Origin of the sequence: Mesorhizobium sp. RCC_202 (assembly GCF_041355295.1) — a bacterium.
Lineage (GTDB): Bacteria > Pseudomonadota > Alphaproteobacteria > Rhizobiales > Rhizobiaceae > Mesorhizobium.
This window is the reverse complement of the sequence record NZ_JBFUPO010000020.1, coordinates 22,448-46,092: the sequence shown is the minus strand read 5'-3', so window position 1 is coordinate 46,092 and position 23,645 is coordinate 22,448. Positions and strand designations below refer to the sequence as shown.

Below are 23,645 nucleotides of genomic sequence, written 5' to 3'. Positions count from 1 at the left end.
GCGTTCTCTTTGGCGCATGATCTTATCCAAAAACCGGTCTCCACTTTTTGGGATCATGCGCGGCGACCTTCGTTTCGCCAGACGCCGTCATCGGCCATCAGCTCGCTCAAAATCCCCTCGCGCAGGCCGCGGTCGGCGACACGCAGCCGCTCGGACGGCCACACCGCGCGGATCGCTTCCAGGATGGCGCAGCCGGCAAGCACCAGGTCGGCACGGTCGGCGCCGATGCAGGGGTTGGCGCAGCGCTGCTGGAAATCCCAGCCGATCAGCCGCTCGATCATGCGATCGACGCTGTCGCGGTCCATCCACAGCCCATCGACCCGGCGGCGGTCGTAGCGTTCGAGGTCGAGATGCACCCCGGCCAGCGTCGTCACCGTGCCGGAGGTACCGAGCAGATGGAAATTGGGGCTGGCCAGCACATGCGCGAGCCGGTCGCGGCCATCGAAAGTCCTCAGCCGCACCGCCACGTCCTCGACCATGGCGGCAAAGGTTTCGCGCGTCACCGTGCGACCGCCGAAACGCTCGGCGAGAGAAACGACGCCGACCGGAAGCGATGTCCAGGAGACGATGTGGTTGGCAAGCCGCGGCGAACGCCGCCCGGTGAGGTCGATCAGCGCGATCTCCGAAGAGCCGCCGCCAATGTCGAACAGCACCACGCCTTGCGTGTCGCGCTCGACCAGCGAGCCGCAGCCCGAGACCGCAAGGCGGGCCTCGGTCTGGCGATCGATGATCTCCAGCTTCAGGCCAGCCTCGCGCTCGACGCGTTCGAGAAACTCGACGCCGTTGGCGGCCGAGCGGCAGGCCTCGGTGGCGATCAGCCTGGCCTTGCGAATTCGGCGGTTGCGCAGTTTCTCGCCGCAGATTTTCAGCGCTTCGACCGCGCGGTCCATCGCCGCGTCGCCGAGCCGGCCGCTAGCCGTCAGCCCCTCGCCCAGCCTGACGATGCGCGAGAAAGCGTCGATGACGCGGAACTGACCGTGACGGCCGGGAACGGCGACCAGCAACCGGCAATTGTTGGTGCCGAGGTCGAGCGCGGCAAAAACCGGCAGTTCCTGGTAAGGCGGTCGCGAGCCGCGCGGAGCGGGCGGCCTAGGCTGCGCCTGCGGCGGCTCGGGTTGAGGCTGGCTTGCGGGGCTGATGACGGGCGCCGACAGCGCGGCGCCGTTCTCGTCGCGGGCGAACACCTTGCGGCCGCGCCTGCGCTTGCGGCGCTTGCGCGACTTGCCCTTTTGCTCGCCGTGATGGTCAGCCTGCTTTTGGCCGGGATGCTTTTGGTCGGCATGCCTTTGGTCGGCATGTCTGGCATGCGCGCCCGCATGGCGGCTGAACCGCCCAACGGGCGGGCCCGCCGCACCTGTCGGCGTTGCCCCGGACACACCCACTGCCGACGCGCCTGCGCCGGTGTCGTGGTCTTCCACTTCAGTTCCTTCCGGCGCCGCGCGAACCGGAGACGGACGCAGCAGGCACCTCGATTTGTTTCTAAGTTGACGACAGAGTAACAGCGCGACGCGCAATCACCAAGAGCGCCGGATCCGTTTTTTGCCGCCGTCATGCCGGGGCAATGTCTTGCCGGTTGAATAGCCGGCTTCAATCAGGCATGTCTGAAATGAAGCTGGACACGCAAAACCCAAGGGGCAACATCCACGCATGAGCCGCAAAGCATGACGATCTCGCGATGAACTGGAAGCGTTATTTCTGGCCGGTCATCGGCTTGGCTGCGGTTGCGTTCTCGCTGTGGCTGCTCATTCATGAACTGCGCGGCATTTCGTTCAACGACGTCTGGGCCGGTATTGCCGCCATACCGCCGCGCGGCTGGGTGCTGGCGGCGCTGAGCTCGATCATCGCCTATGCCTCGCTTGCCGGTTACGACCACATCGCTTTACTGCATATCGGCAGACGAGTGTCGTGGCTGTTCGTCACGCTCTGTTCCTTCACCACTTACGCGGTATCGCACAATATCGGCGGCTCAGTGTTTTCAGGCGCCGTGATCCGCTACCGCGCCTATGGCACGAGAGGGCTGACTGGCCAGGAGGTCGGCGTTCTGGTGGCGATCTGCTGGTTCACCTTCATCCTTTCCAGCGTTTTCCTGGGCGGCCTGGTGCTGTTGCTGGAGCCGCAAATCATCGACCGTTTCACCGGCGCGCCGCATCATAGCGCCGCATTCGCCGCCGGGCTCGCCATGCTGGTGCTTGTCGGCGCCTATGTTTTTGGCAGCTGGCTCAGGCTCAGGCCGCTGAAGATCGGCTCTTTCCAGCTGCATTATCCGGCGCTGCCGATCGTAGCCAGGCAATTGCTGATCGGCCCGCTCGAACTGCTGGCGGCAGCGGCGATCATCTATTTTGCCCTGCCTGAGGCCGGCAACCCTGGTTACTTCGTCATACTCGGCGTGTTCATGGTGTCGTTCTCGATCGGGCTGTTGTCGCATGCGCCCGGCGCGCTCGGCGTGTTCGAGGTCGTCTTCCTCACCGGACTCTCGGACATGGATCCGGCGGGCGTGCTTGCCGCCCTTCTGGTGTTCCGGCTGTTCTACCTTATCATTCCGCTGGTGATCGGGCTCTGCGTGGTGCTGTTCTTCGAGCACTCGCAATACAGCAAGAGCGAAAGCTGAGGCCTTTGCCGGCCCTCTCGGCGAGCCCAATGCATGTCGCGCAAAAGTGCGCAGCGGTTTTGGGGGAAGCGTCGGACAAAGGCCTAAAAAGCCTGCGGTTGAAGTGAGCTGCGGGCTTGACTATTTTTCGATGGCGGCTACAAGGCAGCGCTCGCGGCACATAGCCGTCCGCTTCGCGCGTTGCCAGACGCGCCTGCTGGGGAATAGGTTAACGGTAGACCCACGGACTCTGACTCCGTTAGTCCTGGTTCGAATCCAGGTTCCCCAGCCAAGCAAAATCAAGCACTTAGCCTGCTTCAGATCATGCAGGATGGCGACCATGTTGTGTGTACGGGGCGCTGTGACGGCTTAGGAGAGATCGTCCAAGATCGTGTCCATGGCGCGATTCCAGATCGAACCGGATTCGATGTGAAGCCCCTGATTAAAATGAACCAGGCTTCATCAAAATGGACGGTGACAATAGCCCACGAAGGTGTGGAATCGATAGACTGAGAAAACTTTTAAAAGGTTGCGGGCATCTGTTGGTTGGAAGATCGCCGAATGCGCGGTCCGCGCAATCGATCATTGAGCTTGAATGTGCCGAGCGTGCCGCCAAGACGGCCAGATTGAAATCGCTTCGCATGGTCCGGATTTTGCAAGAGGCTGACACGCACGTTTCGTTCAACGAGGAACTCGACTGCTCGGTGCTTGTCGCGGCACTTGTTCGGGAGCCTGTACGGGTCCTGCAAACAATCGCTAATTCGAACAAAAAAGCCCGCCGTGCACCCGCAGTTGCCATCCCAACGCCAACGGCCAGGCCGATTGCGAAGCCTAGATCGGAACATTAGCGTCCTCTCATGGTTCTACCTTTTGAGGCGATGTTTTCGAACCCATGATTGGTAGAGCGATGGCTCTGGTGTTGGCATTTGATTTCGTCCATTTTCTCGGATTGACCGCTGCCGAACTACTAGTCGGGGCCTTGTCGGTTGCAGCTTGTTTGCTGTTTTTCAATATCATGGCGACCGACCGCCCAGATCGATAGGCCGCGCGCCCCACCGCGGCGGGTGCCGGATCAGGTTGGCTCATCTATCCGGAATGGAACTGTCACCCATCTCGGGAAGGCCACACAACAAATATACGACCTGGCAGGGCATTTTTGCCCGCTCTCGAGTCTGCATCGTTATGCTTGTCCGAAAGGTCCCGCCCAATGCCGCGCATGCCCACCGATAGCCGGTACATTCTCGAAAGCCTCGCCCGAGGATGCGTGACGCTTTCCGAGGACGAGTTCGTCATCGACAGGCTGGTGAAATATGTCGGCAACGGGAGGATCCGGTGGCACGTCGAGTTCCGTGGGCATCGCATCGAGTTGACGACAGGCCAGATCAAGAGGCAGCCGACGTTCCGCAGGAAGATACTCGAACAGGCCGGCGTGCTGCCGCCCCAGCGCTTCGGGGCCGACTATCGGCGATGGGCGCTCGACCTGCGAAAGAATGCCATCGAGCTGCCCTGGCGCGATCGGCCGGTCGATGCCGGTTTTGCCATCGACAGGCTGGCCAGCCATGGAGATGGGCGCTGGACGGTTGAATACCAAGGCAAGGCCGTCAAGTTCACGACGACCAAGCTGCGCAGGCAAGTCAGTTTCCGCAAACGCATGCTGGCCAAGGCCAAGGTATTGCCGCCCGAGCTGGCCCCGCCTGCCTATCGCAAATGGATGGACTGGCTCATGCAAAACGCGACCGAGGCTGAGCCGCAGGCCGGCGAAGCTTCGATGACGGAAAAAAGCTGGCTCGACGACCTGCAGGAGCTGGCCGGCTGGCAAGACGAAGTGCGGCCGCACGAGACCGATTAGGACGTGGCGGCGGCGATCGTCAGGTCGAAGCCACCGTTCAGGCTCCGGGATAATCCGGCTGCATCGCCGGCGCGGCCAGCGTAAACGCCTCCAGTTTGCGGCACTCGGCATCAACGGCAACCAGCCGGGGATAGTGCGCCAGGTCGCAGTCGAACCGGCGCGCATTGTCCATCTGCGGAACCAGGCAGGCATCGGCCAATCCCGGCCGGTCGCCGAAGCAGTACGGAAACCGCGCCGGCTGCCGCTCAAGTTGCGTCTCCAGGCCGGAAAACGCCTGCTTCACCCAGTGATGATACCATGCACGGACCTGCCGCTCGTCGACCCCGACCACATCGGCGAGATATCGTCGCACCCGGTTGTTGTTGATGGGATGCAGATCGGCTGCGATCAGTTGCGCGAACGATCTGGCTTCGGCGCGCAGAAACGGATCGCTGGGAAAAATGCCGGGCTCGGGGAAGAGCTCCTCGAGCAGTTCAATGATTGCCATCGACTGGGCCACCACACGCCCGCCGATCTCTAGGGCGGGCATCAGGCCCTGCGGATTGAGCTTGCGGTAGGCCTCGGACGACAGCGAAGGGATCGCCACATACTCATATGGCAGCCGCTTCAGGTTGAGCACGATGCGCACGCGTTGACCGGCCGAGTTCTGGTATCGCGTATGCAGGCGCAGCTTCATGCGGCGACTGTAGCTTGCGGCCAGGCACAAGGCCATTCGCCCGCTCGCCGCACGAAAACATCAGGTCCGTAACCGGAACAAGAGCCTCTAAAACATTTGCATGCGAACGGTTTTATCCTCGTTTGCAAGGCTTCCGTCCGGTTTGGCTTTCCGTTTCCACAGTTCGAAACAAAAACGCGCTCAACCGGCATCAAACCGAAACACAAACGCAGGAAAACCGCTTTCGACCGGCGTGACCGGAATTTAAGCAGAGGAAAAATTAAAATGTCCAAGATTCTTCGCAATACATTTCTCGCAGTTGTTGCCGTGGCCGGCCTGACCGCTTCGGCTTACGCTCAGACGGCGGCCGTCAATTCGTGCAGCAATCATGACGATTACTGGGCCCAGTGCCTGGGCGCCGCGAACAATGGCCACAATGATCGTGGAAGCGATCGCCGCTAATCGACTAGGTCCGTTGGGTAAGAGCCTCGTCGGCATCTGGCCGGCGAGGCTCTTTTGCGTTTCGAAGTGGGCGTGGCGGCTGACGCTCGCCTTCAGGCAGGCTCTTCGGCCAAAACATTCAAGCGACTTGATTTGTTTTCCATCCGGCGCCGCGACCGGTCCCTCCGCGATCCCATCGAAAACAAGCATTTCAGCAATTTTTCCCAAGCTCTGAACCCCCAGCGCTGCGACGGTTCCGTTCGCGCTTGCCTTGTCCCTTGGGAGAAAATCATGACGATCACGATGTCGCCGTTTCTTGCCGCCCTTGCATCCGAAGGCCCTCCAGCCGAGCGGGCGCAAGACATGGCCCTTTATGGCTGGCTGATCGGCAGTTGGAACATGGACACGCTCCACCACCGCGACGACGGCGCCATCGAGAAATGGGATGGAGAATGCCATTTCGGCTGGGTGCTCGAAGGCCGCGCCATTCAGGACCTCTGGATCAGGCCGAGGCGCCCTGCCCCATCCACCATGTATGGCACGACCTTGCGCGTCTTCGATCCCGCGATCGATGGCTGGCACATCATCTGGAGCGATCCGCTCAACCAGGACTATTCGCGCCAGATCGGGCGCGGCGAGGGCAAGGACATCGTCCAGATCGGCGCAGACTCGCGCGGCCTGCAGGCCCGATGGCGGTTCACCGAGATCACCGTCGACAGCTTTCATTGGATCGGCGAGGAAAGGCAGACGACGAGCGATCCCTGGCGCGTGACGTGGGAGCATTTCGCCCGCCGGGCGGGTTCCTGACACCGCCTTTTTCACCGTAAGTTTCAGGATTCAGCCTGGCGCCTAGCGCCCGCTCAAGCTGGCTCGTCTTCCACCTCCGCGACGCAGCTGATGTGACTGCCGGTTTTACGCAATGCCGGGCGGAAAACCGCAAAACACTTTTCCTGGGATTGCATTTTACGCGGCGGCGCCCGTCAGCCGGTCGCCGCCGCGCACGCGGTCGAGATCCTGGTCCATATGAGCGAAGGTCTCATCCTTCGAGATGCGCAGATGGATGCGCATCAAGGCTGCCGCCGCCTGCCGCTCGCCGGCAAGCAGCGCGGCAATGACGCCGCGATGCTCGATCATCGACTGCCGCAGCCTCTCCAGCCGCACGAAAGCGAGATATTCGGCGACGCGGCGCTTTTGTCCACGCCTTTGGCGGATTTGGAGGACCGCAGTCCTTCCGAGCATCGCGCGAGCAATGCTCGGCGGTATCGACCCGACCAGCGCGCAACGGTGTTACCCCAATCAAATATCGTGAACGGCGGCTTGGCCACTGAGGTAGCAACGCCACCGTTGTATTCTCTCGAATATATTGAAAGAAGCCAAGGGCACCCGGCTACCGGAACTCGCTCAGGGACAAATTGACGTCATTGCACAGATTGCTGCAGAAGGCCTGAAGGGAATCGGGGTCGATGCCTATCTGGCGGGCGCGCGCGAACGCCTCCTTCGCCTCTTTGGGTTTGTTGGCTTTTATGTAATCGGAGGATTTCACCAACCAAGCGGTCGTCACCAGCGAACGGCTCCAGCCGGATGGATAGAGCGAATACGCCTTCTCGCCATATTTGATAGCGCCGTCGATATCGCGAAAGCGGAACAGCCTTAAAGCAGCGTAAGTGGCATTGACGGGTCCAGAGGTCGCATCCGCCTCCAATTCACGCAGGTAGATCCGATCGGCGACGTTGCGATCGCCGCCCATGTAATAGGCCAGCGCCAGCAAGGCGTCGTCAGGAAGACGCCGCCTCTGGTAGAGCTCCATCACGTCGACATATTTGCCCTGCGCCAACAGCAATTGGGTTTCGCGATAGCCGACTGAAGTGGCGGCGTAGCCTTTGAGGCCGGCCTCGTCGAGAAGCTGGGTCATGGCCGCGATGTCACCTAGGCCGAGGGCCAGATCAAATCGGGTATTCCATATCTTCTCCGCCAGTTGCGGATCATCGCGTATCTTGTCGAGGATGTCTATGGCGGCCGCGACCATGTCCGGCTGGTACCGGGGCGTGACGCCGATGTTGCCCAAATAGCCACGGGTCAGATCGAGGCTTGCGATCTCGTACCAGAGAGCGTTCGATGGCGTCTGCCTGGCTTGAACGTTTTGCGTGACCCGCGTCAGCACATCCAGCAGGCCCGGCTGGTAACTGTAGCCGGACAGACAGCCGTGGATGACCGCTGCGAGTTTATCCATGTCGGGTTCGAGCGCGACGATCTGATCGGCCATCGCAACCGCGGCGTCGTGATAGGTGACGCCGCGCAGATTGGTGATCGCAAGGATCGCTCCGACCATCGCCTTGGTATTTCCGGCCGTCTTGGGCAGCGCCGTCTTCGCCCAGACCAGTGCCTCCTTGCGATGATCCAAATGTTCGAACATCAGCGACCAGGTGATATCGACCCAGGGGTTCGTGGCATCGAGAGCCTGTGCTTTCTCAAGCTGGTTGCGCGCGCCGGCGGGATAGCCGGAATAAATATAGGTTCGCGCCCCATAGACGTAGGCCGGCGGATAGGACGGATCGAGGCGCTCCAGTTCCTCGAAGACGATGAAGAAGGATTTGCTCGACAAGGCAAATCCCATGCCACTGGCGACGTTCAGCCATTGTGCCCGCGTCGCCTCGACCCGCGCGGGAACGAAATCCGGATGCGCGGTTACGAAGGCTTGAAGTTCGGCCTTGATCTTGTCGGCCCTGTCCGCGGTCCAGCCGTCGACCGTAGCGACCAGCCGAGTGAACTCCTGCCTGTCCGGTTCGCTGAGCTTTTCCAGCCATGGTTGCCCTGCCCGCGCGACGCCCAACTGGGCGCCCGACATCAGAACAAACGCCAGAAATGCAGCAGTCTTGAATGCTGAGCGCATGTCGTTCCCACCGGTCGCAATGCGGCAAGAATGCAATCCGGCCCGTTAATGTCGGCGCAAATTGATTGTTCGATTTTTACTGAGTTTGTCCCGGTGACTATTCTGCCGACACAGCAACAGAAATCCACTGCACTTTTCAGTATGCAGGGGCATCGCCCGCGCTGCCGTCACTGTGCCTCAAAGCCAAGGGCCGCTCCCCCCGATGGAAAGAGCGGCCCTTGCATCGTCGATGACCGGGTTTTGACAGCCGCCTATTCAGCCGCCTCGTACCCCGCAATGCCTTTGATCTCGAGGAAATCCTCAAGCCCGTATTCGGCGTATTCGCGGCCGTTGCCCGACTGCTTGTAGCCGCCGAAGGGCAGGCCGGCATCCCAGGTCGGGTAGTTGATGTAGACGCTGCCCGAGCGCATCCGGGCAGCCGCCTGGCGCGCTTTCTCGATGTCCTTGGCCTGGATGTAGGAGGCAAGGCCGAAGACGGTGTCGTTGGCCTGCTCGATCGCCTGCTCGACCGTGTCATAGGGCATGATCGCCAGCACCGGCCCGAAGATTTCTTCCTTGGCGATGCGCATGTCGTGCGTCACGTTGGCGAACACGGTCGGGCGAATGTAGTAGCCGCGGTTGAGTTCGGCCGGACGACCCGGGCCGCCGGCGACCAGGGTGGCGCCCTCGTCGATGCCGCTCTTGATCAGATCCTGAATCTTGTCGAACTGGATCTGGCTGACCACCGGGCCAAGCTTGGTGTTGGCGCCATCGGCCGGGCCGACGGTGAATTTCTCCGCCGCTGCCTTCGCATAGCCGGCCGCCTCGTCGTGACGGTCGCGCGACACGAACATGCGGGTCGGCGCGTTGCAGGACTGGCCCGAGTTGCCGAAGCAGCCGGCGACGCCCTTGGTGACGGCCCGTTCCAGATCGACATCGGGGAACAGAATGTTGGCCGACTTGCCGCCGAGTTCCTGGTGCACGCGCTTGACCGTATCGGCCGCCGCCTTGGCGACCAGGATGCCGGCGCGGGTCGAACCGGTGAACGACATCATGTCGATATCGGGATGGCTGGACAGCGCCTGGCCGACGCCAGGGCCATCGCCGTTGACGAGGTTGAAGACGCCCTTCGGCACGCCGGCCTCGTCGATGATCTCGGCGAAGATGATGGCGTCGAGCGGCGCGATTTCGGACGGCTTCAGCACCATGGTGCAGCCGGCGGCCAATGCCGGGCCGACCTTGCATGTGATCTGGTTCAGCGGCCAGTTCCACGGCGTGATCAGGCCGACGACGCCGATGGGCTCCTTGACGATGAGCGACGAGCCTTTGACATGGCGGAATTGGAAGCTCTTCAGCACTTGCGCCATCTTCTCCAGATGCGCCTGGCCGACGCCGACCTGGCTGTCCAGAGCCATCTGGCGCGGCGCGCCCATCTCACGCGAGACTGCAAGGGCAAGATCCTTGCTGCGCTTCTTGTAGATTTCGATGACCCGGTTGAGGATATCGAGGCGTTCCTCGACCGAAGTGAAGCCGAAGCTGTTGAAGGCGCGCTTGGCGGCGGCAACCGCCTTGTCGACATCGGCCTTGGTTCCAAGCGAAATCTGCGCGAAAGCGTCTTCGTTGGACGGGTCGATGACGTCGAAACTGTTCGGCACCACCGGATCGACCCAGGCGCCGTCGATATAGAACTGCAGATTATGGGACATGGAATTCATCCTCGGTCAGCCGTGGGCTCTCGAATTGTGATGGGGTTGGTCGTCGTATCCTGTCAGAGATAGCGATGCACAAATAACGCTGTCAAATACAACCCCCGAACTGATTTAGCCAGCAATCCGTCTTTGAGCCAAAGGTTTGGCCAGCGCTTTAGACAATCGTATGTCCCGCCTCGCCCAAGAACCGTCTCGCCGCAGCCTCATCCGTAGCCTTCACGAGCAGATGGTCGCCATCGAAGGTGGACACCAGGAAGATCCCCAACCTGTTTTCCGACAATGGCCTGATCACTGAAAGGACAATGCCGGTTTCGTCAAAGGCAAAGGGTCCCTGCAATTTGAACGCGACCCAGTCGCGATCCTGCTTGACGGCATCCGGCACCCTATCCTGAAGACAGACGACCGACAATTCGTCGTCGGTCCGGGAGATGCTGACAAAGCCCTGCCCGTCGGCCCACGCCGGAATGGCATCGCCGGCTCCAAGTCGTAAAACAGCGTAACGCCCGGAGAGTTGCTTCAGCTTGACCTTAATGGTCATTCCCCGGCCTCCTTATCGAAATCCCGCGTCAGTTTCTTGCTCATATAGACCGTCACGCCGTTCATGAATGGCTCTTCCCGATCGACCACATAGCCATGCCGCTTGTAAAGCGAGACATTGGCTTCGAAGGCGGCATTGGTCAGCAGACGAAGCTCCGACCGGCCGGCCTCAAGCGCCTTCGCCTCGGCGCGCTCGAGAAGCAGCCGGCCGATGCCCCTTTCTTGCGCGGTTGGCGCCACGCAGACATTCTCGATCCAAAGATGGTCGTCGGCGAGCATGGTCTCGATCATACCGACAACACGGCCGTCGGCGATGACAAGATCGAGTGGATGCTCGGCAATTGCCTTCTCGTAGTCGGCGCGCATCGGCAGCGGCTCGCGGCCGATCACCGGCACCCATTTGGCATAGGCCGCGCGCACGATATTGCGAATGACGGCAGCGTCCGACGGTTCGGCCGGCCGGAAACGGATAGAAGAACCGATGGTCATCACAGTGCTCCAGACATGAAAAACCCCGCCGGCTGCTAGCGCGGGCGGGGCTGGAAACGAACGAACCGGATCTATCCTGCCGGCCTTTTTCGTCGCGCGATCAGCTTGCCGCCTCGCACTGGGCGGGAGCGGCGTCGCTTGGTGTTGACAGGCGCGAAAGCGTACATGGCGGAACGCTGGAACAGGCGCGGCGGCAGGTCAACACGCTGCGCCGTCAGGCCCACACGATCAGGCGCGCCTGGCCGATTATGGGCGCCACGAACATCGAAGCCCGGCTCCAACGCTCCTTTGGTCTCAAGGGCCGGAATGCGTGATACTCGGCCACGCCGCCAGCAATTCCCTGGTGTAGGCCTCGCGCGGCGCGCCGAACAGCGCGCCGACCTCGCCGCCCTCGACCACCTTGCCCGCCCGCATGACGACGGCGTTCTCGGCGATCAGGCGCACGACCGCCAGATTGTGGCTGATGACGACCAGCGTGATGTTGTCGGAGCGCCTTATGTCCTGCAGCAAATTGAGCAGGTCCCCCTGTACCGAGACGTCGAGCCCGGCGGTCGGCTCGTCGGCGATCAGGATCGACGGCTTCATCAAGAGCGCGCGGGCGATCGCAACCCGCCTCGCCTGCCCGCCGCTGATCTCATGCGGATATTTGTCGACGACGCTTGCCGGCAGGCCGAGCCGCTTGAGGATGACGGCCAGGCGCTCGTAGGTCGCCGCATGCGGCTCCTTCAGCACCGTGCCAACCTCGTTCATCAAGGTGCGGATGCGGCTCCTCGGCGACAGCGAGGCGGCCGGGTCCTGGAAGATCGGCTGGATGAAACTGGCGCGGCGTTTCAGCGCCGCGCGGCCATGACCCAGCGGATTGCCAAGGATGCGGATGTCGCCGGCGTCCAGCCGCTGCAGCCCAAGCACGGCGCGCATCAGTGTCGTCTTGCCGGAGCCGGATTCGCCGACGATGCCGAAGCATGTGCCTTGCGGGATCGAAAGCGAGACGCCGTCCAGCGCCACGGTGTGGCCGAAGCGCAGCTGCGCGTTGCTGACCGAGATCGCATCGGTCATGGCGTCGCCAACCGCAGGCAGCGCGCGCCATGCGAGGCGCTTCCAGCGACGGCGTAGTCGCCGGGAACGACTTTTGCACAATCCTCGAATGAGACATCGCAGCGGCCGTTGAAGATGCAGCCCGGCGGACGCCGGCGCGGGTCAGGCAATTCTCCGGCGATGACGGTGAAGCGGTTTTGCGCCGCATCGGGATCGCGTGCTCGGTCGATCGGCACCTCGCAATCGAACAGCATGCGCGTGTAGGGGTGGCCGGGCTGGCGCTGGACGTCGCGCACCGTGCCGCTTTCCAGCCGCTCGCCGGCATAGAGCACCGAGATCCGGTCGCAATGCTCGGTGACCAGCCCCAGGCTGTGGGTGATCAACAGCACGGCGCAGCCGATGCGGTCGCGCAGGCCGATGATCTCGCGCATGATCTGCGCCTCGACGGTGACATCGAGCGCGGTGGTCGGCTCGTCGGCGATCAGCAGCGCCGGCTCCGACAGCAGCGCCATGGCGATGACGACACGCTGGCGCATGCCGCCGGACAATTCGTGCGGATACTGCTGCATCCGCTGCTTCGGATTGCTGAGCTTGACCTTGGCCAGCGCATCCTCGGCCTGTGCTGCCCGGGTCTTGCGATCACTGCCGGGCGAGCGCCGGCGCAGCACTTCGATGAGCTGCGCGCCGATGGTGAAGACCGGATTGAGCGACAGCATCGGATCCTGAAAAATCATCGCCATGCCGCGACCGCGCAACGATGCGGTGGCATTGGGCCTCGTCAGGTCGAACTGCCTGCCCTCGATGGTGGCGGTGCCCGACGTCACCCGGGCATTGGCCGCGAGCAGGCCCATCAGCGCGAAGGCGACGGTGGATTTGCCGCTGCCGGATTCGCCGACCAATCCCAGCATCTCGCCCTTCTGGATATCCAGCGAGACATCGCGCAAGGCGTGCGCGGCGCCGATCGGCAAATTGTAGTCGACCGAGAGATTGCGCAGCGAGATCGCCATCAGCGCGTGCCCGCCGACTTGGGGTCGATGACACGGCGCAGCGCCTCGCCAAGCAGCGTGGCGCCGAGCGTGGCGACGGCCAGCACAAGGGCAGCCGTGACCGTCGGCCACCAGGATTGGTTGATCGACACGAAGCCGTCCTTGATCAGCGTGCCGAGCGAGGATTTCGGTGGCTGCACGCCGAAGCCGAGGAACGACAAGGACGCCTCGAAGGCGATGACGACCGGCAGGTTCATGCTGGCCAGAACGATGATCGGCCCGGCGACATTGGGCAGATAGTGGCGCACGACGATGGTCGCCGGATGGACCGCCAGCATGCGCTCGGCCTCGATGAAGCTCAGATTGCGCAAGGTGCGCGCCCTGGCGCGGGCCATGCGGCCGAATTGCGGGATGAAGACGACGGTGACCAGGAGGACGAAGGTGGCCGAGCCCTTGCCGTAAAGCGCGATCAGCGCGAAGGCCAGGATCAGCGGTGGGAAGGCGTTGACGATGTCGAACACCGCCGTCACCGCACGGTCGACCCAGCCGCCGGCGATGCCGGCGACGATACCGATCAGCGAGCCGATGATCGAGGAGATGACGACGATCGTCACGGCAAGCGTCAGCGCGTAGCGGGTGCCGGCCGAGGTGCGTGCGAAGAGATCACGGCCGAGATTGTCGGTGCCGAACAGATGCGCGATGCCGGGTGCCGCAAAGCGCGCCTTGATGTCGAGCACATTCGGGTCCGGGCTGACCAAAGGTCCGACGAGCGCAAACACGAGGATGATAGTGGTGAAGGCAAGGCCAAGGCGGCCGTCGCGTTCCGAACAGATGCGCCGCAGCGCCCACATCGCCTCGCTCATCCGCGGCCCGCCGCGACGCGCGGGTCGAGCAGCGCGTTGACCATGTCGACCACCAAATTGGCGAGGATATAGAAGGCGACGATGAAGACGACGCAGGCCTGCACGACCGGATAGTTGCGCTGTGCGATCGAGTTGAAGATCAAGCTGCCGATGCCGGTCCGCGCGAAAATGATCTCGACCACGACCGAACTGCCGATCAGGTCGCCAAGGCCGATGCCGAGGATCGATACCACCGGCACCAGCGCCAGCTTGAGCGCGAACAGGCCGACGATGCGATACTCCGAGACGCCATAGGCGCGCAGCGTGCGCACATGCAGCTCGGCCAATGTGTCGAGCAGTGCAGCCCGCACCAGCCGCGAGATGTAGCCGATCCAACCCAGCGCCAGCGCCACCGAGGGCAGCACCAGATGCTGCAGGCGGTCGACGATATCGCCGGGATTGCCGGCGCCCGCCACCGGCAGCCAGTGCAGGCCGATGGCGAAGATCAGGAACAGCACGACAGAGACAACCAGCGTCGGCGTGGTGATGAAGGAAATCGACAACAGCGCCAGGCCGCTGTCGAGCCAGGATCCGGGCTTGAGCGCCGCGATGACGCCGATCGGAATGCCAACCAGCAGCGCCAGCGCCAGCGCGCTGAAGGCGAGCGCCAGCGTGTTGGGGATGACCTCGAGCACGAGGTCGAGGATCGGCCGATGCGAGACGACGTCCTCGCCGAAATTGCCGGTCGCGGCGCGACTGACGAACAGCCAGAGCTGTTCGACAAAACTGCGGTCGAGGCCCATGTCATGCACGATCTGCGCGCGCAGCTCGGGTGTGGCGCGCGGGCCGAGCATCACCGAGGCGAAGTCGCCCGGCACTAGCCGCACCATGAGGAACAGGAGCAGTGTGGCGCCGACGATGGTCAGCGCCATGGAGCCAAGCCGCGTCGCGATGAAGGCGGCGGTCCGTTGCGTTCTGGTCATGAGCGGTCGAACTTGGTCAATGGCTTCAACCTGTTCTGGAGATGGCCAATTGTCGAGGTTAGCGCCAGCCCCCTCATCCGGCCGCTTCGCGTCCACCTTCTCCCCGAGGGGAGAAGAGGAAGGGGCCAGCGCTGGCCATCTCCTCTCCCCTCGGGGAGAGGTCGGATTGCCCCGAATTGCCCTTTGCAATTCGGTCTTGGCAATCCGGGTGAGGGGGAGAGTTTGGCAACACCCCTGCCCGCTCAAGCCTTGTCGAAGAATTCGAACTGCCAGTCCTTGCCGTTGGGCAGGAACACCGGCTTCAGCCAGGCCGCGTCGACGAAGAAGTTGCGGCCATGCGTGATCCAGATGCAGGATGCCGATTCATCGAGCAGTTTCTGCATCTTGATGTAGATCTCCTCGCGCTTGGCTTTATCCAGCGTCTCCAGACCGTCCTGGTGCAACTTGTCGAATTCCGGGCTGTTCCAGCGCTGCCAGTTCCAAAGGCCGATCTGGCTGGCCAGGAACCATTGCGTCTGGAAGCTCGGGTCGAATTTCGACGTGTAGGGAATGAGCGTCAGCTCGAGGTCCTTGCTGGCATTGTCGGCGCCGAGCGCCCAATAGGCGCCCGAATCCATGGCGTTGATGTTGATGGTGATGCCGATTTCGGCGAGATTGGCCTGGACGATCTGGGCGACCGCCAGCGAGGTGGCGTCGTTGAGGCAGGTGAAGGTGAAGGCAAGGTTGGATTTGCCGGCCTCGCTCAGCAATTGCTGCGCCTTGGCGACATCGCGATTGTAGAGCGGCGCGTCGGCCCAGTTGCCGAGCAGTCCCGGCGCCAGCAGGGTCTTGGCGCGCGAGGTGGCGCCGGAATAGGCGCCCTGGATGATGGCGTCGACATCGACCGCCCAGCGGATCGCCTGGCGCACCTTGAGATCGGCCAGATCGCCCTTTTCGACATTGATGCCGATCCAGGTGTAGTCGATGCCCGGGATGTCGATGACCTTGGTGTCGGGCAGGCCCTTGGCGGTGTCGAGCTGGTCGGCATCGAAGGCGGTAAAATCGAGTTCCTTGGCCTGATAGGACAGGAATGCGGTCTTGTGCTCGGGGATGATCTTGCCGGTAATCTCCTCGAAATGCGCCTTGTACGGGCCTTTGTAGTCTGGGTTGGCGGCGAGCACGAACTGCTCCTTCGGCCGCCATTCCTTGAGCAGCATCGGACCGGAGCCGATCAGCGTCGTCGAGATCTTGTCGCCGAGCTGCTGGGTGGCCTTCTTCGACAGGATCGCGCCGGAGGCGTCGCAGATGCCGATCAGCCAAAGTGCCGCCGACGGATGCTTGAGGATCAGCTTTCCGGTGTATTTGCCGGTGACCTCGACCGACTTCAGCGCTTCCAGATCGTCGGCATAAGTGAGCTTCTTGCCGTTCGCGTCGCCGTTGATGTAGCGGTCATAGGTGAACTTGACGTCATCGGCGGTCATCTCGCCGAAACCGCCGGTGAACATCTGGCCGGGATTGAGCTCGAACTCGAACTCGGTGTCGGAGATCTGCTTGATGTCCTTGGCCGCGTCGTTGGTCCAGCTGGTCTTGCCCGGCTCGAAACGCACGAGCGTCTGGCAGACGGCGCGGATGATGTTGCCTTCCGTGGTGCCGACGCGGTTACCGGGGTCGAGGTTGCCGATATCGGTGTCGAGCGCGATGACCGGATTGGTCCTGTCCGCGGCGAAGGCGAAGCGAGCATAAGGCAGCAGCGCCAATGCCGACGAACCGGCCAGGAAGGTTCTGCGATCGATTTTCATGCGCATTTTTTTCCCCTTTTATTTGATTGTAGGCGGTTACATGCAATCGCGTGGAATGACCTCGTCATAGTCTCGTTGGGCGAAGATCGCTCCTCGCTCGTAGGCCTTGACCCAGCCGCGGGCGTAGAAATTGTGGCGGTCGCAACTGAAGCTGATCTCGCAGTCGACGCGCGCATTCCAGTCGGGCCTGATGAATTCCTCGTGGCAGGTCACGGTGGTGGCGCAGCTTGCCGGATCGTTGTCGGTTATGCCGTAGATTTTGCGGCGCCAGGAGGTGATCTCGGTGCCTGTCTCCTCGATCACGAAGCGCCCGTCATCCGACATCGCCGTCAATTCCGTGCGCTCGGTTGGCAGATCAGTCGTCAACGAACGCAATTGCCGCGCCGGCTCCTTGACCGTCACCGGGCGAGGCTCGGCCCATAGCGGTTCCCCGAAGGTGACCGGGACAAGCCCCTCCTCGCTCGCCAGCACCGCCAGGTCGAGCCGGCAACCAGCCGGATCGAAGGTCAGCATCGTACGTTCCGGCGACGGCCAGGCCATCGGCCAGTAGGAGGAAGAAATCGCCACGCGCAACCTGTGTCCTGCGGGGACGATTTGCGCCACCGGCTTCAACGACAGTTCCACGTCCTCGAGCTGTCCCGGCGTCAGCGGCGTCGGGAATTCATGGCTTTCGCGATGCGTAAGATTGAGCAGCGCGAAGGTGATGAGGGCCGAGGTGCCGTCGGGCGCTAAATCGGTCAGCCTGACGCAGATTTGCGCCTGCGGCTTGTCGGCGGCGACACGCAGTCTGATCTTGGAAATGCCGGTCAGCGAAAGGTCGCTCGCCATGACGGCGCTGTCGAAGCACAGCGAGCCGCCATCGTCGGCGCGTTGGTCGCGAGCGCCTTCGGCCGAGATGCGGCCCTGGCCATAGGGGCACCATTCCTGCCCCTGCACGCCGGTGGTCAATGGCGATGAGATCGTTGGCTGGATGCCGCCGGCACCCTGCGCCTCGCCAAGCTTGCCGTCGCCATTCAGCCAGAAGGTCTTGGCGCCAACCTGTTTTGCAGGCCATTGCGGCAGGCCAATCCACCGTCCCGGTCTGAAATCCATATGCGAATGTGGACTGGCGTGGTCCATCAAGTAAAGCCGCATATCCGGATCGCGGTCGACACCGTTGTCGATGCCTTTCAGCCAATGATCGTACCAGCGGATGCATTCCTGCAGATAGCCGACCGCTGGTCCGGGCACGCCATAATTCGGCTCCTTATGGCCCCAGGGGCCGCAAATGCCCTTGGCCGGCGCCTTGAGGTTCTCGACCAGGCTGAAGATCGTCTGCGTGTAGCCGTCGAGATAGCCGCCGACCGTCAGCACTGCGCATTCGATGGCCGAGAAATCCTCGCAGACCGAGCCCTGCTTCCAGAACGCATCGCGGCGCTGATGCTTCAGCCATTCGGCGGCGTGGTTCTTGTGATCGTCCAGCCTTCCCTTCCACATCTCGCGCCAGCGATCCTCGCCGACCACGGCCGGATCCGGCGGCAGCGCCGAATAGCCGAACAGCGCCCCGCCCCAGCCGAAATTGTCGTTGATCAACAGGCCGCCATTATAATGCGCGTCGCAGGCATAGCGGTCGTCGGTCGAGCAGGAGGTGACGATCGCCTTCAGTTGCGGCGGCCGGCGCGAAGCCACCTGCAGGCCGGAAAAGCCGCCCCAGCTGTTGCCGATCATGCCGGCGACGCCGCTGCACCAGGGCTGCGAGCAGAGATTGTCGAGGATTTCGAGTGCGTCGTCCTGCTCGCGCCTGACATATTCATCGCCGAGCAGGCCGTCGGAATCGCCCATGCCGGCGATGTCGACGCGGGCGCCGGCATATCCATGGCCGGCAAAGAAAAGATGCATCTCCTCGTCGCCGCTGCGCGTGCCGTCGCGGCGGCGATAAGGTATGTATTCCAGGATCACGGGGACGGGATTTTCCTCGGCGTCTTCCGGCAGGAACAGGCGGGCGGCCAGCTTGCGGCCGTCGCGAAGCGGAATCCAGTGGGTTTCGACTGTTCTAACCCCGGAAATAACGACGCTGGGCATGAGAACTCCGGCTTGGATTGAATGATTATATAATATATTGAATGATCAATCAATATTACCAATGCGAAGGCAATGCAATGGCGAAACGATCGATCAAGGCGATGCGGCGCGACGAGTTGATGGACGCTGCGATCGCCGTTATTGGCGAGGAAGGCATGGCGAACGCGACCATGGCCATTATCGCACGGCGCGCCGGCATGTCGGCCGGGCTCGTCAACCATTATTTCGACAGCAAGGAAGAGCTGATCGCGCTCGCCATGCGCAATGTCTCGAACCTGTTTCGCCAGGACATCATGCGGCTGGCGCCCGCCAATCCGACGCCGGCGCAACGGCTGAAGGCCATCGTCGACGGCTCCTTCGTGCCGCAGCATCTGGGCGCGCCCAAGCGCGCCCAGACATGGATGCAGTTCATGATCGCCGCGCAGACCGAACCGCGCATCAAGCATCTCTATCATCTGACCGGCGCGCGCTTCGTCTCCAATATCCGTTACGCCGTCAGGCAACTGGTGCCGGCTGACCAGGTGGCTGACATTGTCGACGGCATCGCGGCGCTGATCGACGGCTTCTTCTGGCAGAGCGCGGGCGAATATGAGGAAGAGGACACCGAGCGGGCGCGCAGGATCTGCTGGCGTTATGTCTGCCTGCAGATCCCTGGCATCGAACGACCGCCGGCCGAGCTGGCAGCGCACGATTGATCGTTCGTAAAAATCGATCATTATGACTTAAATAATTCGTTGGAAAGATTGGTTCTGGAATGGCATTTCACGCGTGAACGTGTCCGGAGAATTCAATTGTCTTTCCTGCCCGCCACCGCGAACGATCTTCCAAATAGCCTGAATTCGGCCAATTCCGGAGGCAAGCGCCCTGCACTCGCATCCATGTCGACCGGCGTCGTGCCGGGCCTCGTTCTGGTGGCCATGATCACCAGCGTCGCCTATTCGGCGCGCAGCTTCTCCGGCCTGACTTTGTTCAGCCCGATGATCCTCGCCGTCGTTGCCGGCATGATCTATTCCAACGTGCTTGGTCTGCCTGCCCATGCCAAGGCCGGCATCGCCTTCTCGCAAAAGCGCCTTTTGCGCTTCGCCATCGTGCTGCTCGGCTTCCAGCTCACGCTCGGCCAGGTGGCAGGCATCGGGCTCAGCGGCGTCGGCATCGTTGCCGCCACGCTCGGCGCCACCTTCCTGTTCACCGTCACGCTTGGACGGCTCATCGGCGTCGACCGCAAGCTGGCGCAGCTGATCGCGGCGGGCACGTCGATCTGCGGCGCTTCGGCGATCGTGGCCACCAACATCGTCACCGACGCGCGGGATGAGGATGTGACTTACGCCGTCGCTTCGATCACGCTGTTCGGCACCGTCGCCATGCTCGGCTTCCCGCTGCTGGCGCCCGTCCTTGGCCTCGACCAGCACGCCTTCGGCCTGTGGGCCGGCGCTTCGATCCATGAAGTGGCGCAGGTGATCGGCGCCGGTTTCCAGAACGGCACGCTCTCCGGCGAGACCGCCACGGTCGCCAAGCTGACGCGCGTTGCGATGTTGGCGCCGATGGTCATCGCGCTCGGCCTGATGGCGCGCCGCGGCAGCACCGATGCTTCCGCCGCCAAGCCGCCGATGCCGTGGTTCGTCGCGGCCTTCGTGGCGATCGTGGCGCTGAACAGCCTGGCCGACATTCCGGCGCCGATCCACTCGGCGGTCGCCCTGGCGGCGCAGATCATGCTGACCATGGGTCTCGCCGCGATGGGACTTCAGGCCGACATCTCGCAGTTGCGCTCGCGCGGCCTGCGCCCGCTGCTGCTCGCTTTCTCGGCCTTCCTCTTCATCGGCTGCTTCAGCCTGATGCTGGTCAAGTTCGCCTAGCACAGCAGCCGGTGACCCGATCACGATCAAGCACGTCCTCGATCGCGATCGAGGTCGCGCGGCTTATCCCGATCCACTGATCTCCCGTCGAAACTGCAACCGAGCGTACCAGCCGCAGCGCAAGCGTTCGACAACGGAGATTTCGATGAAATTGATCATCCAGCTATGCGCCATCCTTGCATCCATGGCGCTGGCCCAGCATCCGGCATACGCCGATGACCATGTCGGTGTTCGTCAGCTGCTGGCGCCATCGAAGGAACGTGGCGCCGATCTCGACGTGACGGTCTGGTATCCAGCACAGGCGGGCGGTGAGCCGGCCGTGCTTGGTGACAGCCCGCTGTTTGTGGGAACGTCGGCAATGCGCGACGCGCCGATCGCCGACGGAAAGTACCCGCTGATCCTGCTTTCGCACGGCGCCGGTCTGGCCGGTACGCCGCAAGCGTTGAGCTGGATCGCGACGCCCTTGGCCGAACACGGCTTCATCGTTGCCGCTCCCACCCATCCGGGCAATGGCGGCAAAAACCGGTCGGCGACCGAGACGATGAAGCTTTGGCTACGACCCGCCGATCTCACGGCAGCGCTTGATGCAATGGGCAGGCAAGCGTTCTTCCAGGATCATCTGGAGCAAGGCCGGATCGGCGTTCTTGGGCTGTCGATGGGCGGCAACACCGCGCTGGCGATCGCCGGCGGACGCGTCGACCCGAAGCTGCTTGCGGCCTATTGCGACAACGACACGCTCAACGCTTCGCTGTGCGGATGGGTCAGGCAGAGTGGCGTCGACCTTCATACGGTGGACATGCGATCGGCCGGCCGCAACAACAGCGACAAGCGCATCCGCTTCGCGATGGCGATCGATCCGGCGCCATCCGATGTCTTCGACGTCAAAAGCTTCGCTACGATCAAGATTCCGGTCGACATCGTCAATCTCGGCCGTCCAGGAAAAATCCCCGCGACGGTCGATGCTTCCAGCATCGCAAGAGCAATCCCCAAATCAGGCTACGCGACGATCGAGGATGCCAGCCACTACAGCATGTTCGGCGAATGCAAGCCGGGCGCCGCCGCCCTCATCGTCTCCGAGGAGATCGGCGACCCGGTTTGCGACGATGGCGGCGGACGGTCCCGCGCGGCGATCCACGCGCAACTGATCGGCACGGTGACAGTGGCCTTCGACCGTGCGCTGAAAGCCTGGCAGTAAAAACTCGCGGCGTCAGTCCTCGAAGGAGGTCGCCGCGACATAGATGGCGGCCAGTTTCTCGATGCCGGCCTGGTCTTCCTTGTCGAAGCGGCCGGGCGTCGGGCTGTCGAGGTCGAGCACGCCGAAGGCGCCTTCCGCATCGCGCAGAAGCACCACCAGCTCCGAGCGCGAGTCGGCATCGCAGGCAATGTGCCCGGCGAATTCGTGCACATCCTTGACCAGCATAGACATGTCGAGGTCGATCGCCGTGCCGCACACGCCCTTGCCGACCGCGATGCGCACGCAGGCCGGCTTGCCCTGGAAGGGCCCGAGCACCAGTTCATCGTCGGAGGCAAGGAAATAAAAACCGGCCCAGTTGAGGTCGGGCACCATCTGGTAGATCAGCGCCGTGGTGTTGGCGGCGTTGGCGATGGAGTCGCTCTCGCCCTCCAGCAGCGCTTTAAGCTGCACGGCCAACTCTTTGTAGAAGGCCGGCTTGTCCTTGGTGTCGATCGCGGTTGCCGCAAACATCCTGGTGTCTCCGTTGCAAGCCGGCCGGCTGGCCAGCTACAGTTTGCGTTCTCTCTGCCACCAATGCTGCGCCCGGGAAATACACAATCGTGATTGCCACCCTCGCCACCCGAAAACGCGACCACGCACAGCCGGCCGCCAGCGAGGCGCCCCTCACCTTCGCCGTGCTGGTTTTCCCGGGCTTCCCGATGATGGCGTTTTCGTCCGTTATCGAGCCGCTGCGCGGGGCCAATGTGCTGGCCAGGCGCGGTTGCTATCGCTGGGTGATCGTCGGTGCCGACCAAGGCACGGTCGAGGCCTCCAACGGCGTCGTCATCCAGCCCGGCTTTTCAGCCGCCGACGCGCCGAAGGTCGACCGCATCGTCGTCTGCTCGGGCGGCGATGCCGATCATGTCGTGGCCGACGAGGCGATGAGCTGGATCCGCAAGAGCCTGCGCGGCGGCGCCCATATCGGCGCCGTGGCCGACGCGGCCTTCTTCCTCGCTCGCGCCGGCCTGCTCGACGGCCACGCCTGCACCTTGCACTGGACGAGCCAGGCCGCCTTCACCGAGGCCTTCCCGGACATCGAGCTTCGGCGCGACCTCTTCGTCATCGACCGGAAGCGTTTCACGTCGGCCGGCGGCGTCGGCAGCCTCGACATGATGCTGGAGATCATCACGCGCGATTACGGCGCGGAGCTCGCGGCGGGTGTCGCCGAATGGTTCGTGCACAGCCAATTGCGCTCCAGTGTCGATCGCAAGCTGATGCCGCTCAGGCTGCGTACCGGCGTGCAGAACGAACTGGTGCTGTCGGCCATTGCCATCATGGAGGACGCGGTCGAGGAGCGGCTCGGCATGGCGGAGCTTGCGACAAGGCTGGGTGTGTCACCGGACAAGCTCGAGCGCAATTTCCGCGCCGAGCTGGATATCTCGCCCAATGGCTATTACCGGCGGCTCAGGCTGAAACGCGCCGCCGACCTTTTGGCGCATTCGACACTGATGGTGCGCGACGTCGCGCTGGCCTGCGGGTTTGCCTCGATGTCGAGTTTTGCGCGGGCGTTTCGCGAGGAGCATGGGCACGCGCCCAAGGCGACGCGTCGGCATTAGGTGCGCACTGGCGCGCTGAGACGCTGGCGGGACAGCGCCCCTCTCTGTCCTGCCGGACATCTCCCCCACTTGGGGGGAGATTGGCAGCTTCAGAGCCCCGCACTTTCTGCAACGTTGGCAATTGGCGAAAGCCATTGCGGCAGGTGATCTCCCCCCTCGTGGGGGAGATGTCCGGCAGGAC

The 23,645-nt window shown here is 62.9% G+C and carries 22 protein-coding genes and 1 tRNA gene; 8 read left to right on the top strand and 15 right to left on the bottom strand.

What is annotated here, in order from left to right:
• Positions 1-53: 53 nt before the first annotated feature.
• Positions 54-1,418, bottom strand: coding sequence for a Ppx/GppA phosphatase family protein (locus AB6802_RS29400; RefSeq protein WP_371013722.1), 1,365 nt, complete (start codon positions 1,416-1,418; stop codon positions 54-56).
• Between the two features lie 257 nt (positions 1,419-1,675).
• Here AB6802_RS29400 and AB6802_RS29395 point away from each other — a divergent pair, with 257 nt between their 5' ends.
• The 3 genes from AB6802_RS29395 to AB6802_RS29385 all read left to right on the top strand — a co-directional run bounded on the left by AB6802_RS29395 (position 1,676) and on the right by AB6802_RS29385 (position 4,436).
• Positions 1,676-2,608 (top strand): YbhN family protein, encoded by a 933-nt coding sequence (locus AB6802_RS29395; protein ID WP_371013721.1) that lies wholly within the window; start codon positions 1,676-1,678, stop codon positions 2,606-2,608.
• 197 nt (positions 2,609-2,805) lie between these two features.
• Positions 2,806-2,879 (top strand) — tRNA-Gln (locus AB6802_RS29390).
• A 924-nt stretch (positions 2,880-3,803) separates the two neighbouring features.
• Positions 3,804-4,436, top strand: a complete 633-nt coding sequence (locus AB6802_RS29385) for a hypothetical protein (RefSeq protein WP_371013737.1) — start codon at positions 3,804-3,806, stop codon at positions 4,434-4,436.
• A 37-nt stretch (positions 4,437-4,473) separates the two neighbouring features.
• Here the strand turns inward: AB6802_RS29385 and maiA are convergent, their stop codons facing one another.
• The gene (maiA, locus tag AB6802_RS29380; RefSeq protein WP_371013720.1) at positions 4,474-5,112 is read right to left on the bottom strand and encodes a maleylacetoacetate isomerase; all 639 of its coding nucleotides are present in this window, start codon (positions 5,110-5,112) and stop codon (positions 4,474-4,476) included.
• Between the two features lie 243 nt (positions 5,113-5,355).
• On the bottom strand, positions 5,356-5,760 hold the full coding sequence (locus AB6802_RS29375; RefSeq protein ID WP_371013719.1) for a hypothetical protein: 405 nt from the start codon (positions 5,758-5,760) through the stop codon (positions 5,356-5,358).
• 63 nt (positions 5,761-5,823) lie between these two features.
• On the opposite strand from AB6802_RS29375, the gene AB6802_RS29370 reads away from it, so the two are divergent.
• Entirely contained in the window at positions 5,824-6,339 is a 516-nt protein-coding gene (locus tag AB6802_RS29370) for a hypothetical protein (protein ID WP_371013718.1), read from the top strand.
• Positions 6,340-6,495: 156 nt separating this feature from the next.
• Here AB6802_RS29370 and AB6802_RS29365 read toward each other — a convergent pair whose 3' ends face one another.
• The 11 genes from AB6802_RS29365 to AB6802_RS29315 all read right to left on the bottom strand — a co-directional run bounded on the left by AB6802_RS29365 (position 6,496) and on the right by AB6802_RS29315 (position 18,821).
• Positions 6,496-6,771, bottom strand: a complete 276-nt coding sequence (locus AB6802_RS29365) for an FCD domain-containing protein (RefSeq protein WP_371013717.1) — start codon at positions 6,769-6,771, stop codon at positions 6,496-6,498.
• A gap of 148 nt (positions 6,772-6,919) precedes the next feature.
• Complete coding sequence (locus tag AB6802_RS29360) at positions 6,920-8,422, bottom strand: hypothetical protein (protein ID WP_371013716.1); 1,503 nt, start codon at positions 8,420-8,422, stop codon at positions 6,920-6,922.
• 251 nt (positions 8,423-8,673) lie between these two features.
• Positions 8,674-10,107: an aldehyde dehydrogenase family protein gene (locus AB6802_RS29355; RefSeq protein ID WP_371013715.1), complete on the bottom strand. Its 1,434-nt coding sequence runs from the start codon at positions 10,105-10,107 to the stop codon at positions 8,674-8,676.
• Positions 10,108-10,264: 157 nt separating this feature from the next.
• Positions 10,265-10,648, bottom strand: a complete 384-nt coding sequence (locus tag AB6802_RS29350) for an ACT domain-containing protein (protein ID WP_371013714.1) — start codon at positions 10,646-10,648, stop codon at positions 10,265-10,267.
• Entirely contained in the window at positions 10,645-11,136 is a 492-nt protein-coding gene (locus tag AB6802_RS29345) for an N-acetyltransferase family protein (RefSeq protein ID WP_371013713.1), read from the bottom strand. The genes AB6802_RS29350 and AB6802_RS29345 overlap by 4 nt, the downstream gene beginning before the upstream one ends.
• A 294-nt stretch (positions 11,137-11,430) precedes the next feature.
• Positions 11,431-12,192 carry an ABC transporter ATP-binding protein gene (locus tag AB6802_RS29340; RefSeq protein WP_371013712.1) on the bottom strand — a complete coding sequence of 254 codons (762 nt, stop codon included), beginning with the start codon at positions 12,190-12,192 and terminating at the stop codon, positions 11,431-11,433.
• Complete coding sequence (locus AB6802_RS29335) at positions 12,189-13,178, bottom strand: ABC transporter ATP-binding protein (protein ID WP_371013711.1); 990 nt, start codon at positions 13,176-13,178, stop codon at positions 12,189-12,191. Before AB6802_RS29335 ends, AB6802_RS29340 begins: the two co-directional genes overlap by 4 nt.
• Positions 13,178-14,020, bottom strand: coding sequence for an ABC transporter permease (locus AB6802_RS29330; RefSeq protein WP_371013710.1), 843 nt, complete (start codon positions 14,018-14,020; stop codon positions 13,178-13,180). Before AB6802_RS29330 ends, AB6802_RS29335 begins: the two co-directional genes overlap by 1 nt.
• Positions 14,017-14,982: an ABC transporter permease gene (locus AB6802_RS29325; protein ID WP_371013709.1), complete on the bottom strand. Its 966-nt coding sequence runs from the start codon at positions 14,980-14,982 to the stop codon at positions 14,017-14,019. Before AB6802_RS29325 ends, AB6802_RS29330 begins: the two co-directional genes overlap by 4 nt.
• A 242-nt stretch (positions 14,983-15,224) precedes the next feature.
• Complete coding sequence (locus AB6802_RS29320; protein WP_371013708.1) at positions 15,225-16,766, bottom strand: ABC transporter substrate-binding protein; 1,542 nt, start codon at positions 16,764-16,766, stop codon at positions 15,225-15,227.
• A 30-nt stretch (positions 16,767-16,796) separates the two neighbouring features.
• Positions 16,797-18,821, bottom strand: coding sequence for a CocE/NonD family hydrolase (locus AB6802_RS29315; RefSeq protein WP_371013707.1), 2,025 nt, complete (start codon positions 18,819-18,821; stop codon positions 16,797-16,799).
• A gap of 77 nt (positions 18,822-18,898) precedes the next feature.
• Here AB6802_RS29315 and betI point away from each other — a divergent pair, with 77 nt between their 5' ends.
• The 3 genes from betI (at position 18,899) to AB6802_RS29300 (ending at position 21,869) form a co-directional block, all read left to right on the top strand.
• A complete protein-coding gene (gene betI, locus AB6802_RS29310; protein WP_371013706.1) occupies positions 18,899-19,516 on the top strand; it encodes a transcriptional regulator BetI in 618 nt (205 codons plus the stop codon).
• A 183-nt stretch (positions 19,517-19,699) separates the two neighbouring features.
• Positions 19,700-20,674: a YeiH family protein gene (locus AB6802_RS29305; protein WP_371013705.1), complete on the top strand. Its 975-nt coding sequence runs from the start codon at positions 19,700-19,702 to the stop codon at positions 20,672-20,674.
• Positions 20,675-20,819: 145 nt separating this feature from the next.
• Entirely contained in the window at positions 20,820-21,869 is a 1,050-nt protein-coding gene (locus tag AB6802_RS29300) for an alpha/beta hydrolase family protein (protein ID WP_371013704.1), read from the top strand.
• 12 nt (positions 21,870-21,881) lie between these two features.
• On the opposite strand, the gene AB6802_RS29295 is transcribed toward AB6802_RS29300, so the two are convergent.
• The gene (locus AB6802_RS29295; RefSeq protein ID WP_371013703.1) at positions 21,882-22,379 is read right to left on the bottom strand and encodes a GAF domain-containing protein; all 498 of its coding nucleotides are present in this window, start codon (positions 22,377-22,379) and stop codon (positions 21,882-21,884) included.
• Between the two features lie 188 nt (positions 22,380-22,567).
• Between AB6802_RS29295 and AB6802_RS29290 the strand changes: the two genes are divergently transcribed.
• A complete protein-coding gene (locus AB6802_RS29290; protein WP_371013736.1) occupies positions 22,568-23,464 on the top strand; it encodes a GlxA family transcriptional regulator in 897 nt (298 codons plus the stop codon).
• The last annotated feature ends 181 nt before the right edge of the window (positions 23,465-23,645 follow it).